The organism is Bacillus cereus (genome assembly GCF_002567495.1).
Lineage (GTDB): Bacteria > Bacillota > Bacilli > Bacillales > Bacillaceae_G > Bacillus_A > Bacillus_A cereus_AQ.
On sequence record NZ_NVAP01000002.1, the window covers coordinates 137,123 to 154,660 of the forward strand.

Here is a 17,538-nt window from a genome sequence, read left to right on the forward strand (position 1 = left end):
ATGGTAGGGCGGTATTCACGGCAACAGCTATTTAAACCAATTGGTAGTGAAGGGCAAGAAAAAATTCAGAATAAACATGTGTTAATTATAGGAGCTGGTGCATTAGGAAGTGCAAGTGCTGAGAGTTTCGTACGTGCAGGTATTGGCAAGTTGACGATTATTGATCGTGATTACGTTGAATGGAGTAATTTACAAAGACAACAATTGTACTCTGAACAAGATGTGAGAGAGAAAATGCCGAAAGCAATTGCTGCTAAAAATCGGTTAGAACAAATTAATTCGGAAGTGAAAATACATGCCTTCGTAATGGATGCATGTGCAGAAAATCTGGAAGATCTATTAGAAAATATCGATATAATAATTGATGCGACAGATAATTTTGATATCCGATTTACAATAAATGATTTATCACAAAAACATAATATTCCGTGGGTGTATGGCTCTTGCGTTGGATCGTACGGTATGAGTTATACGATTATCCCGCAAATGACACCATGTTTACATTGTGTATTGAAAAATGTTCCTGTTACAGGTGTGACGTGTGACACGGCTGGGATTATTAGTCCATCTGTTCAAATCGTTGCAGCATATCAAGTGGCAGAAGCACTCAAAATTTTAGTTGGAGATTTCTCAGCAATTAGAAAAACATTTTTCATGTTTGATATATGGAGTAATCAAAATCATTTTATAAAACTAGGGAAAATAAAAACAGACGCTTGTCCTTCATGCGGTTTAAACCGAACTTATCCTTATTTATCATACGAAAATCAAACGAAAGTAGCTGTTCTATGCGGAAGAAATACAGTTCAAATTAGACCAGTAGAAAATAGGAAATACGATTTTGATGATATAGAAAAAGGATTAAAAAAAATGAGGAAAGTAGATCGGAATCCGTATTTACTATCTTGCCAACTAGATGATTACCGCGTCGTTGTTTTTCGGGATGGTCGTGTTTTCGTTCATGGCACAAATGATATTTCGAAAGCGAAACAACTATATTATCGCGTATTCGGTTAATAGAAAGGGTTGTCAACAATGGAAAGAAGAGTACCAATTACGGTTGAAGAAGCTGTTCGTAAAGTGATGGGATTTGCTAATAACGGGTTAAAGGAATTATTACCTATTGAATTAGCTTACGGACGTATATTAGCAGAGGATTTAGTAGCTGACCATGATGTACCGTCATTTAATCGTTCACCGTATGACGGATTTGCTATTCGAGCAGAAGATACGACTTTAGCAAGTTATGAAACACCAAGTGTATTTGAAGTAGTTGGTGAGATTGGCGCAGGATCGATATTTTACGGGGAATTAAGTCCGTTTCAAGCAGTTCGAATTATGACGGGAGCGCAAATTCCAAATGGGTGTGACGCTGTTGTCATGTTAGAACTGACTCACCAATATGAAGAAGCCGGAAATAATTTCATGGAGGTAAAACGACCGTTCAAAACGGGTGATAATATTTCTTTTCAAGGGGAAGATGCCTGTAAAGGAACGGTTCTTGCAAAGAAAGGATCGTACATTAATCCAGGTATTTCAGCTCTTCTTGCTACATTCGGTTATAGTGAAGTGCCAGTTGCGAGAAAACCTGTAATTGGACTGTTAGCGACTGGGAGTGAATTACTTGATGTTAATGATTCATTACAGCCAGGGAAAATCCGAAACAGTAATACGTACATGATATTGTCTCAAATTCGAAGAGCCGGCGGAAGAGTAAAATATTTTGGGAAGTTTAGTGATGATTTTAATACGTGTTTTACAGCTGTGAAAGAAGCGCTTGGCCAAGTAGATATGTTAATTACAACGGGCGGTGTATCAGTAGGAGATTACGATTATTTACCAGCTATTTACGAAAAGTTAGGTGCATCTGTTCTTTTTAATAAAGTTGCAATGCGGCCAGGAAGTGTTACGACTGTAGCACAATTAAATGGCAAGTTATTATTTGGTTTATCAGGAAATCCATCTGCTTGTTACGTAGGGTTTGAATTGTTCGTAAGACCGTGTATCCGGGCGTATATGTTTGGTGAAAAAGTACATTTAAAAAAAGAAAAAGCGTTATTAGGAGAAGATTTTCTAAAACCAAATCCTTTTACAAGGTTTGTACGAGCAAAACTGAAATATAATGAAGGACAATTAATCGCTTATCCGTCAGGGTTTGATAAATCTAGCTCGGTTTCTTCATTGGCAGAATCAAACGCGTTTATCGTATTGTCGGGCGGGACAAGAGGATATAAAAAAGAGATGTTTGTCGATGTTCTTTTATTAGAAGATAACGAAGGTAGTGAATGGCCTTGGACATTTCATAAAGTGAGAGGTGATTCTAATGGGACAAGTGCTATTTGATATTGTAGATAATCCGATTTTAGTTGAAGAAGTAACGAATAAAGTGGCAAGAAGAGAAGCAGGTGCGATTACAACTTTTATTGGTACGGTGAGAGAATTAACGAAAGGAAAACGAACGTTACATTTAGAGTATGAAGCATATAAACCAATGGCAGTAAAACAACTTACGAGAATTGGTGAAGAAATTAGTGAAAGATGGCCGGATGCAAAAGTAGCAATTACGCACCGTGTAGGACGGCTAGAAATAATGGATATTGCGGTAGTCATTGCAGTTTCATCACCGCATCGTAAAGTTGCTTATGAAGCGAATGAGTACGCGATTGAACGTATAAAACGAATCGTTCCAATTTGGAAAAAAGAATTTTGGGAAGATGGAACGATGTGGATTGGAGATCAGCTTGAAAATACACCATATCCAGAAGGAAAACCGAAGAAGGAAGAATGAGAAAATGATTACAATTTTATTGTTTGCAAATTTGCGTGAGGAAGTCGGAGTAAATCAAGTAGTAATTCCAGAAAAGAAAGAAATGACTGTTGGGAAATTAAAAGAATGGTTGAAAGAAAGTTATCATTTTCAATCTTTGGATACAGTAATGGTTGCAATTAACGAAGAGTTTGTCACGAATGAAGAGATGCTAAGAGCTGGAGATATAGTCGCATTAATCCCGCCCGTTAGTGGGGGATGATAGTAATTTCTCACGACGGTGTATGTAGTTCAAAAAGGAGCGGGAAACTTACATCAGTTGAAATGATAAGAAGATGTTGTATATAAATTAGAATAAAAGAAGGGATGAGTTCTATGCTTACTCAAGAACAAATTATGAATGCATTAAAACATGTGGAGGATCCGGAGTTACACAAAAGTATTGTAGAATTAAATATGGTTAGAAATATACAGATGAACGGAACAGAGGTTAAACTTGAGGTAGTGCTAACGATTCAAGGTTGTCCGTTAAAAGCAAAACTTCAACAAGATATTGAAGAATCACTTCACGCAATTGGTGCCTCTAAAGTGGATGTAACATTTGGTTCTATGACAAAAGAAGAACGTGCAACTTTAACAGAGAAGTTAAAGAAAAATACTAGAACAGAAACTGGAATGCCGAGCATGCTTCGCCTGGATTCAGGAGTACGGTTTATTACTGTAACGAGCGGTAAAGGTGGAGTTGGAAAATCGACAGTGACAATTAATCTTGCAACTGCTTTAGCTCGTATGGGCAAAAAGGTTGGGATATTAGATGCAGATATATATGGCTTTAGCATTCCAGCTATGATGGAAACGAATCAAAAACCGACGATGATTGATCAAACAGCAATTCCAGTCGTTAGTCACGGTGTTAAAATTATGTCGATGGGATTTTTTACGGAAGGAAATAACCCGGTTATGTGGCGCGGACCGATGTTAAATAAATGGATTCAAAATTTCCTTGCGAATACGCACTGGGGAGAATTAGATTATTTACTTCTTGATTTACCACCTGGTACAGGAGATGTTGCTATTGATGTTGCAGCGATGATCCCACAGGCGCAAGAAATTATCGTTACAACACCACACAATGTAGCTTCGTTCGTAGCATCTAGGGTAGGTGTTATGGCAAAACATACGAAACACGAAATTTTAGGGATTGTAGAAAATATGGCTTATTATGAAGAACAAGATGGATCAAAAAACTATCTCTTCGGAAAAGGTGGCGGCGAAATGCTTGCAGAACAATTGCAAACAGAAGTGATCGCGCAAATACCCTTTGCAAAACGAGAAGAAAATAACGGTTCATCTGTATATGATGAAGACTCTCTTGTAGGAGAAGTGTTTACATCGTTAGCGGAGGATATTATTTATAAAGGATAGAGGGGGAAGTTTAGTATGGCTTGTAATATTGATCATTCTATGGAAGATGTAATGAATAAGCTTGAAAGTCAAAAGGATTTTTTACCGGAAGTGATTTTTAAAGAGGTAAAGGGATTTTTGCAAGGGAATCATTCACAGGAAATATTAAATGATGTCTTTCATCTTCTAAAGAAGTATGACTTAGTTAGTGAAGAAGAACGAGAGAAGAGAAATACTCAATTATTGCTGATTATAAAATAAATACGCTTTGGCTTTTGTTTTTTTTGCAGAAGGGGTGAATGTAATGAATATGAAAAAGATGATTGAAATGGTAGAAGCAACTAAAGTGACCGACGAAGAAGTATCGATTTCTACTTTACATCAAAAGCTTGTGAAGCTGTATAGTCAAAAAGATAGTGCAGAGTATACGGAGTTATTAAAATATATTTTATCATTATCCGTGCAGCTGAAGCTGAATCTCGTATTGAAATACTTTGGTGTGCGTCCGGTTGCTGCTGCAGAAGAGCGTATGCAATTTCAAAAGATATTTAAATGTTTAGCTAACAAAGATGAAAATGGCGAATGGTTTCTAAATTTCGTTTCTTTATATGTAGGACTAATTGTAGTTCTTCATTTTGATGAAAAAGAGATTGAGAGAAGTTTTTTCGATGATATGGTAGTGGGTGAAGGGAATGAAGTATAAGGTTCTGCAAATAATAACTAATTAGGTTGGTAAAAAGCGTTTTTCAGTTGTTTCCGTCGTTTTTTCATGTTACCATTAAGCGAATTTTTCATAGGGAGAGAAAGCGATGAAATGGATTTATTTTATTATTATTAATGTTATAGCTTTTAGCCTTATGGGGCTTGATAAACGAAAAGCGAAGAAGAAACAGTGGAGAACACCAGAAAGTACGTTGTTTTTATCAGCGGCAGCTGGAGGCGCAGTTGGTGCTTGGATCGGTATGTATATGTTTCACCATAAAACACATAAAAAGAAATTTGTTTTTGGTATACCATTACTTGTCGTTATAACAGTATGTTTACTTTTTACTGTATGAGAAATGTCGAAAGAATTGCAGATTGATTATTGGTAAAGTGAGCATGTGGGACCGTATAATGGAGAAAAACGAGAAGAGGAGAAAAGGGAAGATGGGGAGTCAATCAGCACAGCAAAAAAAAGGGATTATATATGCGGCTGGTGCTTATACGATGTGGGGAATCCTACCAATCTATTGGAAATGGGTTGAGGAAGTTCCAGCAGATGAAATATTAGCACACCGCATCGTTTGGGCGTTCGTTTTTATGTTACTTGTATTAGGTGTTACGAAGAGATTTCGTCAGTTTATTGGGGAGTTCGTGAATCTTTTTAAACGACCTAAATTATTAATGTCATTAACAATAGCTTCGGTCTTGATTAGCGGAAACTGGTTTGTCTACATATGGGCCGTTAATCATAATCATGTCATTGAAGCCAGTCTCGGATATTATATTAATCCACTTATTAGTATTTTACTTGGTACAGTTGTATTAAAGGAAAAGTTAAACTTTTGGCAATATGTTGCAGTTGGTTTAGCTGGCGTAGGTGTTATCATTTTAACGGTACGTTTTGGATCTATTCCGTGGGTTTCTTTATCACTTGCCTTTTCATTTGGATTATATGGATTAACGAAAAAATTGTTAGACTATGATGCGACAATTGGTCTTACGATGGAAACGATGTTAGTGACGCCGTTTGCGATCATTTATCTCGTTATGACAGGAGTACATGGTTTTGGCTCATTTGGCTCTATTTCCATGTTATCGACGTTACTATTAATAGGAGCAGGAATTGTTACAGCTTTACCACTTTTTTATTTTGCAAAAGGAGCACAACTTATTCCGCTTTATATGGTAGGTTTTTTACAATATATTGCGCCAACAATTAGTTTAATTTTAGGTGTATTCGTATTTGGTGAGCATTTCACATCTACTCATATGATGGCATTTTTCTGTATATGGGTAGCATTATTTGTATTCTCGGTAGCGAAAACAAAGTTCTTAGTGCAGAAACAACCGAAATTTATAAAAAATAAATCAGCAAAAGTATCATAATGCGTAGTATTTTCTACGCATTTTTCTTTATACTGATACTATAGAATTTCCATTATAGTCAGTAGGGAGCTGAGAATGTGGAAACAATTTTACATAATGATCCGCTTATGGCCGCTGTAATTTCATGGTTTTTAGCACAATTAACGAAAGTAGTCTTTAAATTATTCAAAACGGGTGAGTTTGATTTTGCAAAGTTTTTCGCTTCAGGTGGGATGCCAAGTTCTCATGCTTCAACTGTTACAGCACTTGCGACAGGTGTTGGTGTTGTGGAAGGTGTGGAAAGTTCCATGTTTGCGATCGCTGCTATTTTTGCCATTATTGTTATGTATGATGCTTCAGGAGTAAGGCTCGCGGTAAGTAAACAAGCGAAAATATTGAATGAGTTTTTTCACGGTAAACAAACAGAATATAAGAAGTTAAATGAACTTGTCGGGCATACACCGTACGAAGTAGTAGTCGGTGCTTTAGTAGGGATAATTGTCGGAGTAGGATATTGTTTATGAGCAGAACATTTCATATGTTCTGCTTTTCTTTGTTTTCATACATATTCAGCTACCTTTTTGAATATCGTTATACGGATTTCGAAAAGGTGGGTGAGTAACTTGTTATTATATGAAAAAGTGCATGAAGAGATAGCAAGAAGAACAACTGCACTTCAAACGATGCAACGGCGAGATGGAACGTGGCGCTTTTGTTTTGAAGGAGCACCATTAACAGATTGCCATATGATCTTTTTATTAAAATTATTAGGTAGAGATAAAGAGATAGAACCGTTTGTAAAAAGATTAGCATCACTTCAAACAAATGAAGGAACATGGAAATTGTATGAAGATGAAGTAGGTGGTAATTTATCTGCTACAATTCAATCTTATGCTGCCTTACTTGCTTCAAAAAAATATACAAAAGAAGATGCGAATATGAAGCGAGCCGAAATGTTTATAAATGAGCGTGGCGGGGTAGCGCATGCTCATTTTATGACGAAGTTTTTATTAGCGGTTCATGGAGAATATGAATATCCTTCGCTCTTTCATTTGCCAACACCAATTATGTTTCTCCAAAGTGATTCACCTCTCAGTATATTTGAGTTAAGTAGCTCAGCGCGTATCCATTTAATTCCGATGATGGTTTGTTTAAATAAAAGATTTCGAGTAGGGAAAAAGTTACTGCCAAATTTAAATCATATTTCGGGAGGGGGCGGGGAATGGTTTCGAGAGGATCGGTCTCCGTTGTTTCAAACGTTAGTAAGTGATGTAAAACAAATTATATCGTATCCACTATCTTTACATCATAAAGGGAATGAGGAAGTCGAACATTTTATGAAAGAACGGATTGATGAAAATGGAACGTTATATAGTTACGCAACTGCCTCGTTTTATATGATTTACGCTTTACTCGCGTTAGGACATTCTCTTCAATCATCAATCATTCAAAAGGCTATAACCGGGATAACATCTTATATATGGAAGATGGAAAGCGGGAATCATTTGCAAAACTCTCCTTCAACTGTATGGGATACGGCTTTACTCAGCTATGCGTTACAAGAGGCCCACGTACCGAAAGATAATAAGATGATTCAACATGCAGTAACATATTTATTAAAAAAACAGCATTCAAAAAAAGCTGATTGGAGCGTACATGCACCAGCGCTTGCGCCAGGTGGTTGGGGTTTTTCGGATGTGAATACGACAATCCCTGATGTTGATGATACAACAGCGGTATTAAGAGTATTGGCAAAAAGTAGAGGGAACGAAAATGTAGATTATGCTTGGAAGAAAGGACTTACTTGGGTTAAAGGATTACAAAATAATGATGGTGGCTGGGGAGCATTTGAAAAAGGTGTGACGAGCAATTTATTAGCAAATTTACCAATCGAAAATGCAAGCGACATGATTACAGATCCTTCTACACCAGATATTACAGGAAGAGTGTTAGAGCTTTTCGGGACATATGCGCAAAATGAATTGCCAGAGAAACAAAAACAAAGTGCAATAAATTGGTTAATGAATGTACAAGAGAAAAATGGATCGTGGTATGGAAAATGGGGGATTTGTTATATATATGGTACGTGGGCGGTGATGACCGGTTTACGGTCACTCGGAATTCCATCTAGCAATCCATCATTGAAACGAGCTGCTTTATGGCTTGAACATATACAACATGAAGATGGTGGTTGGGGAGAATCATGCCACAGTAGTGTGGAAAAAAGGTTCGTTACTTTACCATTCAGTACCCCATCTCAAACAGCATGGGCGTTAGATGCTCTCATTTCTTACTATGATAAGGAAACACCAGCAATTCGAAAAGGTATCTCATATTTGCTTGCGAATCGTTATGTAAATGAAAAATATCCTACTGGAACAGGTTTACCAGGTGGTTTTTATATTCGTTATCATAGCTATGCCCATATATATCCGCTACTTACTTTGGCACATTATATAAAAAAATATCGAAAATAAACCGAGAGGATATCTCTCGGTTTATTTTGTTGGGTAGTAGGTCCCTGTTGAAAAGAATAAGGTTGTGCTTTCCTTATTTTTCTGTTGATTGGCGTTTTTGACGTGCATCAGCGGCATTTGCACGTGCGTTTGCTTCTAAGTCATTGTGGTCAGCGAGTTCACGAGAGAACTCAACATCAATGCCATCAGTGGCTTTGCTTTGTTTGAAATTCTTTTTGTTCATTCGACACAATCTCCTTGCACTTTATCCCGCATAACGGGTAGTAAAACTCCCACCTCAAAATTCAGATGGAACAAAGAAGCTAGGTGGGAAATTAAATGCCCGATTGGTTCAACTAATAATCAGTGGGGGATGAACAAACTTCCCACTGATTAAAGTTTCACTTTATGCGACGTTGCAAAGTTAGTTTGACACAAATAGACTTTTTTATACAAAGAGGAATTGGAAAGCAAAGAGCCGAAATATACAGTATAAGTAATAGAAATGAGGGATAGGGAATGGAGTTTTTAAATGGGAAAACAGCCGTTATTACAGGTGGTGCGCAAGGAATAGGGAAAGAAATTGCTAAGGTTTTTGGGAAGCTAGGGGCAAAAGTATTAATAAGTGATGTGAATGAGGAGAAGTTACAAGAAACGACAAATGAATTAATAGCAGAAGGATATGAAGTGAAGCAGTATCCTTGCGATGTAAGTAATCAAAATGATGCGAAGTCATTAATTGAGTATGCTGTACAAACATTCGGTGCACTACACATTTTAGTAAATAATGCAGGAATTACGCGAGATGCTATGTTACATAAAATGGAGAAGCCAGCATGGGAACAAGTTCTGCAAGTAAATTTAACAGGTGTGTTTTATTGTATGCAACCAGCACTTCTATATATGAGACAACAAGGGTATGGAAGAATCATTAATATTTCTTCTATCAGTAGAGAGGGAAATATTGGACAGGCAAATTATGCAGCAACGAAAGCTGGAGTTGTCGGTTTAACGAAAACAGCAGCAAAAGAAGTGGGAAGTTTTGGTATTACTTGTAATGCAATTTGCCCAGGATTTATGGATACAGATATGACAAAAACAATACCGGATAAAGTAAAAGAAAAAATGGTTGGAGCGATTCCGGTTGGTAGAATTGGAACGCCAGAAGATATTGCGAATACAGCAGCCTTTTTAGCATCAGAATACGCATCTTATATTACAGGTGAAGTATTAAATGTGAGCGGAGGACTGCAAGTTTAAAGGAATACATAATGAAAAGAACCTGACCAGGTAGGTCAGGTTCTTTCTCATTAATTTAAGTTAAGCCAAACGCTCTTTACTTCTGTATAGTTATTTAATGCGTAAGATCCCATTTCACGGCCAAGACCAGATTGTTTAAATCCTCCAAATGGAGATGCTGCATCAAAGACGTTATAACAGTTTACCCATACAGTACCTGCACGTACTTTACTTGCAACATAGTGTGCTGTTTTAACATTTTCTGTCCACACACCAGCCGCTAAGCCGAATTGTGATTTATTTGCACGTTCAATTACTTCATCAATATCGTTAAAAGGTATTGCAGAAATAACTGGACCGAAAATTTCTTCTTTTGCGATCGTCATTTCGTCATTTACGTCAGCGAATACTGTAGGAGAAACGAAGTAGCCTTGATCGAATGGATTACTTCCTCCGCAAAGTACTTCAGCGCCTTCTTCAATCCCTTTTTCAATGAAGCCCATTACACGTTTTTGTTGTTCTTCAGAAACGAGAGGACCGATTGTAGTTTCAGGGTTAAGACCGACACCTTGATTTAGTTTTTTAGAATAGAGGACGAGATCAGCCATGACATTATCATACATTTTCTTCGGAACAAATAAGCGTGATCCAGCAGAGCATACTTGTCCTTGGTTAAACATAACACCAGAAAGTGCACCAGGAATCGCGCGAGATAAATCAGCATCTGGCAAGATGATATTTGGTGATTTACCGCCTAACTCAAGTGTAACGCGTTTTAATGATTCGGATGCTTGTCGCATAATTTGTTTACCGACAGGAGTAGAACCGGTAAATGCAATTTTATCAACGAGTGGATGATTAACGAGAGCTTGTCCGGCTGATTCACCGAATCCAGGTACGATATTAATAACACCTTTCGGGAATCCAGCTTCTTCAATTAATTCAGCTAAGTATAGAGCAGATAGTGGAGTTTGTTCTGCAGGTTTTAAAACGATTGTACATCCTGTAGCAAGCGCTGCTCCCATTTTCCACATTGCCATAAGAAGCGGGAAGTTCCAAGGGATAATTTGACCAACGACACCAACAGCTTCATGGCGTGTATAGTTAAAATAATCACCGGAAACAGGAATTGTTTGACCAACGATTTTCGTAGCCCAGCCAGCGTAATAGCGCATATGCTCAATTGCAAGTGGTATGTCTGCTGCCATTGTTTCACGGATTGGCTTTCCGTTATCTAATGTTTCGAGCTGTGCAAGCTCTTCTTTATGTTCTTCCATTAAGTCAGCTAATTTGTACATAAGTCGGCTTCGCTCAGCAGTGCTCATGCGAGACCAAGGGCCTTCGTCAAAAGCCATACGAGCTGCAACTACAGCTTTATGAATATCTTCGCGACCAGCCTCAGAAACGACAGCAAGTGTTTCGCCAGTTGCTGGGTTAGGTGTTTTAAATGTCTTGCCGGAAGCGCTTTCGATGAAAGATCCATTCACATATAATTTTTTCGTACCTTGAAGAAATTTTTCTACCTTTTCATGAAGATTTACAGCTAGTTGACTCATTGTATAACCCCCTTGAAATAATAATGTAAACGCAGTACAAGACGGCGCTTATTCCGAAATCAAGGATGTGGAAACTAGATGGAAAGCCTCTAATTAAAATCATAATTAACAAATACTGAAAATTCAAATTTCATTTGTGTTACAATTGTAAAAAATATGTAACATAAGAGAGTCTTCTATATGATTATAAAAAATCCTGCTTGTTTTTGCTTTCTAGTAGGAAAAACTAGAAGAACAATGGTACAATAATACATCGTGAGAGGAGGGGAAAAATGAAAGATTATCATGAAGATCCACGCTTTCGAATAGCCCATAGAGAAGCGTTAATTGGTCTTGGACTTGCTATTATTAATTTTATAATATGGTACGGATTTGCTTATGGGCTTGGTAGTAGAAATCCGAGTGAATATACATATGTATTAGGTTTTCCCGCATGGTTCTTTTATAGCTGTATCGTTGGATTTGTTGTAATGGTTATTTTGCTTAGTTTAGTTGTTCGTTTTGTATTTCAAGATATTTCACTCGATGAGGAAGAAAAAAGTGAGGAATAATAGATGAATTGGTACGTAATCATTCCAATGATAATTTCGTTTATCGTTGTATTTTTAATTGGTGTATATGCTTCAAGACGCGTACAAGCGACTGCTCATAATAAATTTTTGCAAGAATATTTTCTTGGTGGGCGTGAGCTAGGCGGTTTATTATTAGCGATGACAATGATTGCTACATACGGTAGTGCAAGTAGTTTTATTGGTGGCCCTGGTATTGCTTACAATATGGGGCTTGGATGGGTGCTGCTATCTGCGATTCAAGTTGTAACAGGATATATCGTTTTAACGGTTATCGGTAAAAAGTTTGCAATTATCGCTAGGAAGATGGAGGCAATTACTCTTATCGATTATTTAAAAGGAAGATACAATAATAAAGCAGTTGTTATACTTTCTGCTTTATGTATTATTATCTTTTTATTTTCAGCAACAGTAGCCCAGTGGGTCGGCGGTGGACGATTAATCGAGTCGCTAACTGGTCTATCTTATACAACAGCACTATTTTTATTTACTTTTTCTGTACTTGTGTACGTATTAATTGGTGGATTTCGTGCAGTCGCTCTATCAGATACATTATTAGGAATCATTATGTTAGTAGGAACGACAATCATTTTAATTGCTACTGTCATTGCTGGTGGTGGAATTGAAAAGATTATGCAGGAACTTGTTCAAATCAATCCGAATTTAATTACACCATTCGGAGCAGATGGCAGTTTAACGAAATCATATGTTACATCATTTTGGATTTTAATTGGAATTGGTGTTGTTGGTTTACCGCAAATTAGCGTTCGTGCAATGTCTTATAAAAATTCAAAAGCTATGCACCAGGCTTTAATAATTGGAACAGTTGTCGTTGGTACAATTATGATTGGTATGCATTTAACTGGTGTATTTGCAAGAGTAGTACTTCCAGGTATAACGGTACCAGATAAAGTAATGCCGCTACTCGCGATGGAAGTGTTGCCACCTTGGCTAGCTGGAGTTTTCTTAGCTGCACCAATGGCAGCGATTATGTCTACAGTAAACTCGTTATTATTACTTGTAAGCTCGTCAATTATTAAAGATATATACGTAAATTACATAAATAAAGATGCGGCAGACAGTACGATTAAAAAGGGGAGTTTGTGGATTACGGGTATTGTAGGACTCCTTGTTTATGCCGCTGCGATTAAACCACCAGATTTCTTAATATGGTTAAATTTATTTTCTTTCGGTGGATTAGAAGCTGCATTTATTTGGCCGATCGTATTAGGGTTATATTGGAGGAAAGGAAATGCTACAGGAGCCCTTGCTTCTATTTTAGTTGGAGTAGGTTCATATATGTGTATTCATCTTTTCTATCCAAATCCGTTCGGTATACATACAGTTGTCTTCCCGATTTGTTTTGCGTTTATTGCTTATATTATTGGAAGTATGAGTGCTGTGAGAAAAACAGCATAGGTTTGCTGAAGAACGTAGTCCTATAAGGACTACGTTTTTTCGTATAAATTTGTTCTTTTTTATTCTGTATATGCACGGGTATTCATAAATTAATAACAATTGAGGGGATGGAGTTGAGGTCGATGAAAAAAGTGTTATTTTTGGGAGACCCGGGAATTGATGACTCTTTAGCCATCATGTATGGAATTATGCATCCTGATATTGATATTGTTGGTGTTGTAACAGGATATGGAAATGTAACACAAGAAAAGGCGACAATTAATGCCGCATATTTATTGCAAATGGCAGGGCGGGAAGATATACCTGTTATTAACGGTGCGAAAATTCCTTTATCTGGTGATTTTGTGACGTTTTATCCGGAGATTCATGGCGCAGATGGCTTAGGACCTATTAAGCCTCCAAAAGCTTTTTCACCGAATATAAAACCTTTTTGTGCATTTTTTGATATTCTTGAAAAATATAAAGGAGAATTAATAATAGTCGATGCTGGTAGATCAACAACATTAGCAACAGCGTTTATTTTAGAAAAGCCGATGATGAAGTATGTGAAAGAATATTATATAATGGGCGGTGCTTTTTTAATGCCTGGCAATGTTACACCAGTCGCGGAGGCGAATTTTCATGGTGATCCGATTGCGTCACAATTAGTTATGCAAAATGCTAAGAATGTGACGTTAGTACCACTTAACGTTACATCTGAAGCTATTATTACGCCGGAAATGGTAAAATATATTACGAAACACTCTAAAACGAGTTTTAATAAGTTAATCGAGCCGATATTTACGTATTATTATAAAGCTTATAAAAAGATAAACCCCAAAATAACAGGTAGCCCAGTACATGACGTTGTTACAATGATGGTTGCGGCGAATCCATCCCTTCTAGATTATGTATATCGTCGTGTCGATGTAGATACAGTTGGAATTGCAAAAGGAGAGAGTATTGCTGATTTTCGGCCTCAACCTGATTCAAAAGCATTAAAAAATTGGGTGCGAATTGGTTGGTCGTTACATTATAAAAAGTTTCTTGAGGATTTTGTGAAAATTATGACGTAGACATAATAGGAACATACAAGTTAAAATAATGGAGATGGTTCTTTAAATGACCATCTCCATTATTTTGTTTTTTTTAATGATAAATAGAGAAGAGTTACACAGTAGGAGAGGAATTTTACTTGAAAAAAACTATAGTATGCGCAGTAATTGTGGGTATTTTCGTTTTGCTAATATCGGGTAACTTTTTAGTGAAAAAAGTATGGAGTTCAAATAATGATGATGCACAGTATATTGCATCTTTTATTGAAGAACATAAAGATGAAAAAAATAGTGCACTTCTAGTAAAGAGAAATGATAAAGTTGTTTATTCAGTAAATCCAAATGTTGTATTGCCAGTTGCGAGTACGATGAAATTAATTGTGGCGCTTGAATATACGAAACAAGTTACTGAAGGGAAAATTGATTCGTCTAGTTTCGTTTCGATTAATGATGTGAATCGCTATTATGTTCCGAATACAGATGGTGGTGCACAAGATAGATGGCAAAAGTATTTGGAGAAGACAGGAAAGATAACTGAAGGAGCGGTTTCTTTAGAAGAAGTGGCCAAAGGAATGGTTAAGTTTAGTTCGAATGCGAATGCTGAATACTTAATGGAATTGTTAGGAATAGATAACATTAATCGAAATTTACAAAGTTTATCACTTCCTGCACATCAACCACTATTTCCAATTGTTTCATCTTTATATATCCCAGGATATTTGCATAAAGAATTGCATGTTCCGAAATATAAAATAGAAAAAAAGTTAAAAGAAATGTCTCAAGAGCAATATCGTGAATATGCGATGATTATTCATGAACGCTTAAAGAAGAAGGGACCATTATTACAGAAGGAAATTCCGCTTTATTTAGAGGAACGTTACGACAAAATTTGGTCAGATAGATTACCAGCAGCTTCTGCAAATGATTATATGGTACTGCTTCAAAAGGCAAATCATAAAGGTGGCCTGACAGACGCAGAAGAAAAAGTGTGGGCGAATATCGTTGAAACAGATATGAGTGCTAAGAAATACCGTAAAACGTTTAGACATGCAGGGCAAAAAAATGGCTATACGCCATGGACAGTTACAAAAGCAGTTTACGCGATGGATAAACGCGGGAACTGTACAGAAATTGTGTTCTTAGCAAATAATTTAAATGAGGACGACAGTGCAGAAATACGAAAACATTTAGCGAACTTACATTTCCAAGTGTTGCAAAGTGATAAGTATGATGCGACTTTTATTAAATAAACTCGGTGCAGAAAGCACCGAGTTTATTTTTGTTTCGCTATTTGTAAGCAGTAAGACTGCCATCTCAAAATTCGGCAAATGCGAGGTAGGAGAACAACTGCCCGTAAAAGCCCGATTGGTGTGGGTTAATAATGAGTAGGAGATGGACAAAATCCACTGATTAAAGTTTCACTTTATGTACAAGCACCTTTTTACTATCTCTGGGTATGATGGGTAGTAATACTTAGGCGAGAGGGGAAAAGGTGATGAAACAGAGTAAAGAAGAGTTTATAAAGAGTGAAGGCGCTGATTTCCCTGGAAAAACATATGTAGATTGCGTATTACAACATGTATTTGACTTTCAGCGTAATTATTTATTGAAAGATATGTTTCAAGTGCATAAAGCGCATATTACGATGCTGACTGAAGAAAGTTTAATGAAAATAGAAGAAACTAAAGTTATATTAAGCGCATTAAAAAAAGTAGAGGGAATACCAAAAGATAAATTGGTATATACAGAGCAGCACGAAGATCTCTTTTTTTTAGTGGAACATTTAATTTCTCAAGAAGCGAAGTGTGATTTTGTAAGTAATATGCATATTGGTAGAAGTAGAAATGATATGGGCGTAACGATGTATCGCATGAGTTTAAGGCGATATGTATTACGATTAATGGAAAATCATTTATTATTACAAGAAAGTGTATTACAACTTGCCGATGATCATAAGGAAACAATCATGCCAGCTTATACACATACACAACCAGCGCAGCCGACAACATTTGGTCATTATACGTTAGCAATTTACGATACGATGCAAAGAGATTTGGAACGAATGAGAAACACGTACCAGCTTTTAAATCAATCTCCAATGGGGGCAGCTGCACTCTCTACAACAAGTTTCCCAGTTAACCGAGAGCGAGTTGCTCATTTACTTGGATTTACAAATGTAATTGAGAACTCATATGATGCTGTTGCTGGAGCGGATTATTTATTAGAGGTTAGCTCGTTACTCATGGTGATGATGACGAATGCGAGTAGATGGATTCATGACTTTTTATTATTAGCGACGAAAGAATATGATGGTATTACCGTTGCAAAGCCATATGTACAAATTAGTAGTATTATGCCGCAAAAAAGAAATCCAGTTTCAATTGAGCATGCACGTGCGATTACGAGTAGCGCTTTAGGAGAATCTTTTACAGTATTTCAAATGATTCATAATACACCATTTGGTGATATTGTCGATACGGAAGATGACTTACAGCCCTATTTATATAAAGGAATTGAAAAGGTGATTCGTGTTTTTAGTATTATGAATGCAGTAATCCGAACGATGAAAGTAGAAGAAGAAACGTTAAAAAGACGTTCCTATAAACATGCGATTACGATAACAGACTTTGCAGATATTTTAACAAAAAACTATGGAATTCCATTTCGACATGCTCATCATGCAGCAAGTACTATTGCAAATATGTCATTGGGGCAGAAAAAAGAGCTTCATGAATTGCATTTGAAAGACGTAAATATATACTTACAAGAAAAATTTAATATAAATCTATTAGAAAAAGAGTGGAAAGAAATTATATCGCCAGAAGCTTTTATTCAAAAAAGAAATGTATACGGTGGACCGAGTAAAAACGAAATGGAACGTATGATTGAAAATCGTAAAAAGTCATTTCGAAAAGAAGAAGAGGTATTTGAAAAGGAAAAGCAGAGAATTTTACAAACTGAAAATGATTTGAATATATTAGTTTCGAATATTATTGAATCGTAAAGGAAGGATTTAATGAATTA

Annotated in this window: 19 protein-coding genes; 17 read left to right on the plus strand and 2 right to left on the minus strand. The window is 36.6% G+C overall.

Features of this window, described 5'->3' with window-relative positions; genetic code table 11:
• The 11 genes from COK05_RS00880 to COK05_RS00930 all read left to right on the plus strand — a co-directional run bounded on the left by COK05_RS00880 (position 1) and on the right by COK05_RS00930 (position 8,718).
• Positions 1-1,017 (plus strand): molybdopterin-synthase adenylyltransferase MoeB, encoded by a 1,017-nt coding sequence (locus COK05_RS00880; RefSeq protein WP_098611087.1) that lies wholly within the window; start codon positions 1-3, stop codon positions 1,015-1,017.
• A gap of 18 nt (positions 1,018-1,035) precedes the next feature.
• Positions 1,036-2,343, plus strand: a complete 1,308-nt coding sequence (locus tag COK05_RS00885) for a molybdopterin molybdotransferase MoeA (protein WP_098611088.1) — start codon at positions 1,036-1,038, stop codon at positions 2,341-2,343.
• Positions 2,324-2,788: a molybdopterin synthase catalytic subunit MoaE gene (moaE, locus tag COK05_RS00890; protein WP_098611089.1), complete on the plus strand. Its 465-nt coding sequence runs from the start codon at positions 2,324-2,326 to the stop codon at positions 2,786-2,788. Before COK05_RS00885 ends, moaE begins: the two co-directional genes overlap by 20 nt.
• A gap of 4 nt (positions 2,789-2,792) precedes the next feature.
• Entirely contained in the window at positions 2,793-3,029 is a 237-nt protein-coding gene (gene moaD / locus COK05_RS00895; RefSeq protein ID WP_098611090.1) for a molybdopterin converting factor subunit 1, read from the plus strand.
• A gap of 113 nt (positions 3,030-3,142) precedes the next feature.
• Complete coding sequence (locus COK05_RS00900; RefSeq protein ID WP_098611091.1) at positions 3,143-4,192, plus strand: P-loop NTPase; 1,050 nt, start codon at positions 3,143-3,145, stop codon at positions 4,190-4,192.
• A 15-nt stretch (positions 4,193-4,207) separates the two neighbouring features.
• Positions 4,208-4,432 carry a group-specific protein gene (locus tag COK05_RS00905; protein WP_097819561.1) on the plus strand — a complete coding sequence of 75 codons (225 nt, stop codon included), beginning with the start codon at positions 4,208-4,210 and terminating at the stop codon, positions 4,430-4,432.
• A gap of 43 nt (positions 4,433-4,475) precedes the next feature.
• Positions 4,476-4,874 carry a hypothetical protein gene (locus tag COK05_RS00910; protein ID WP_097819560.1) on the plus strand — a complete coding sequence of 133 codons (399 nt, stop codon included), beginning with the start codon at positions 4,476-4,478 and terminating at the stop codon, positions 4,872-4,874.
• 106 nt (positions 4,875-4,980) lie between these two features.
• Entirely contained in the window at positions 4,981-5,229 is a 249-nt protein-coding gene (locus COK05_RS00915) for a DUF1294 domain-containing protein (protein WP_097819559.1), read from the plus strand.
• Positions 5,230-5,320: 91 nt separating this feature from the next.
• Positions 5,321-6,262, plus strand: a complete 942-nt coding sequence (gene rarD, locus COK05_RS00920) for an EamA family transporter RarD (RefSeq protein WP_098611092.1) — start codon at positions 5,321-5,323, stop codon at positions 6,260-6,262.
• Positions 6,263-6,339: 77 nt separating this feature from the next.
• A complete protein-coding gene (locus tag COK05_RS00925; RefSeq protein ID WP_061678478.1) occupies positions 6,340-6,765 on the plus strand; it encodes a divergent PAP2 family protein in 426 nt (141 codons plus the stop codon).
• A 99-nt stretch (positions 6,766-6,864) separates the two neighbouring features.
• Positions 6,865-8,718, plus strand: coding sequence for a terpene cyclase/mutase family protein (locus tag COK05_RS00930; RefSeq protein WP_098611093.1), 1,854 nt, complete (start codon positions 6,865-6,867; stop codon positions 8,716-8,718).
• A gap of 73 nt (positions 8,719-8,791) precedes the next feature.
• Here the strand turns inward: COK05_RS00930 and COK05_RS00935 are convergent, their stop codons facing one another.
• On the minus strand, positions 8,792-8,941 hold the full coding sequence (locus COK05_RS00935) for a YfhD family protein (protein ID WP_001035815.1): 150 nt from the start codon (positions 8,939-8,941) through the stop codon (positions 8,792-8,794).
• Positions 8,942-9,216: 275 nt separating this feature from the next.
• Here COK05_RS00935 and fabG point away from each other — a divergent pair, with 275 nt between their 5' ends.
• Entirely contained in the window at positions 9,217-9,957 is a 741-nt protein-coding gene (gene fabG / locus COK05_RS00940) for a 3-oxoacyl-ACP reductase FabG (protein WP_098611094.1), read from the plus strand.
• A gap of 50 nt (positions 9,958-10,007) precedes the next feature.
• On the opposite strand, the gene dhaS is transcribed toward fabG, so the two are convergent.
• On the minus strand, positions 10,008-11,492 hold the full coding sequence (gene dhaS / locus COK05_RS00945) for an aldehyde dehydrogenase DhaS (RefSeq protein ID WP_098611095.1): 1,485 nt from the start codon (positions 11,490-11,492) through the stop codon (positions 10,008-10,010).
• A gap of 272 nt (positions 11,493-11,764) precedes the next feature.
• On the opposite strand from dhaS, the gene COK05_RS00950 reads away from it, so the two are divergent.
• The 5 genes from COK05_RS00950 to argH all read left to right on the plus strand — a co-directional run bounded on the left by COK05_RS00950 (position 11,765) and on the right by argH (position 17,518).
• Positions 11,765-12,043, plus strand: a complete 279-nt coding sequence (locus COK05_RS00950) for a YhdT family protein (RefSeq protein WP_098611096.1) — start codon at positions 11,765-11,767, stop codon at positions 12,041-12,043.
• Between the two features lie 3 nt (positions 12,044-12,046).
• The gene (gene panF / locus COK05_RS00955; protein ID WP_098611097.1) at positions 12,047-13,480 is read left to right on the plus strand and encodes a sodium/pantothenate symporter; all 1,434 of its coding nucleotides are present in this window, start codon (positions 12,047-12,049) and stop codon (positions 13,478-13,480) included.
• A 122-nt stretch (positions 13,481-13,602) separates the two neighbouring features.
• Entirely contained in the window at positions 13,603-14,535 is a 933-nt protein-coding gene (locus COK05_RS00960; RefSeq protein ID WP_098611098.1) for a nucleoside hydrolase, read from the plus strand.
• A 119-nt stretch (positions 14,536-14,654) separates the two neighbouring features.
• A complete protein-coding gene (locus COK05_RS00965; RefSeq protein WP_098611099.1) occupies positions 14,655-15,764 on the plus strand; it encodes a serine hydrolase in 1,110 nt (369 codons plus the stop codon).
• Positions 15,765-16,009: 245 nt separating this feature from the next.
• Positions 16,010-17,518 (plus strand): argininosuccinate lyase, encoded by a 1,509-nt coding sequence (gene argH, locus COK05_RS00970; RefSeq protein WP_098611100.1) that lies wholly within the window; start codon positions 16,010-16,012, stop codon positions 17,516-17,518.
• Positions 17,519-17,538 lie beyond the last annotated feature (20 nt).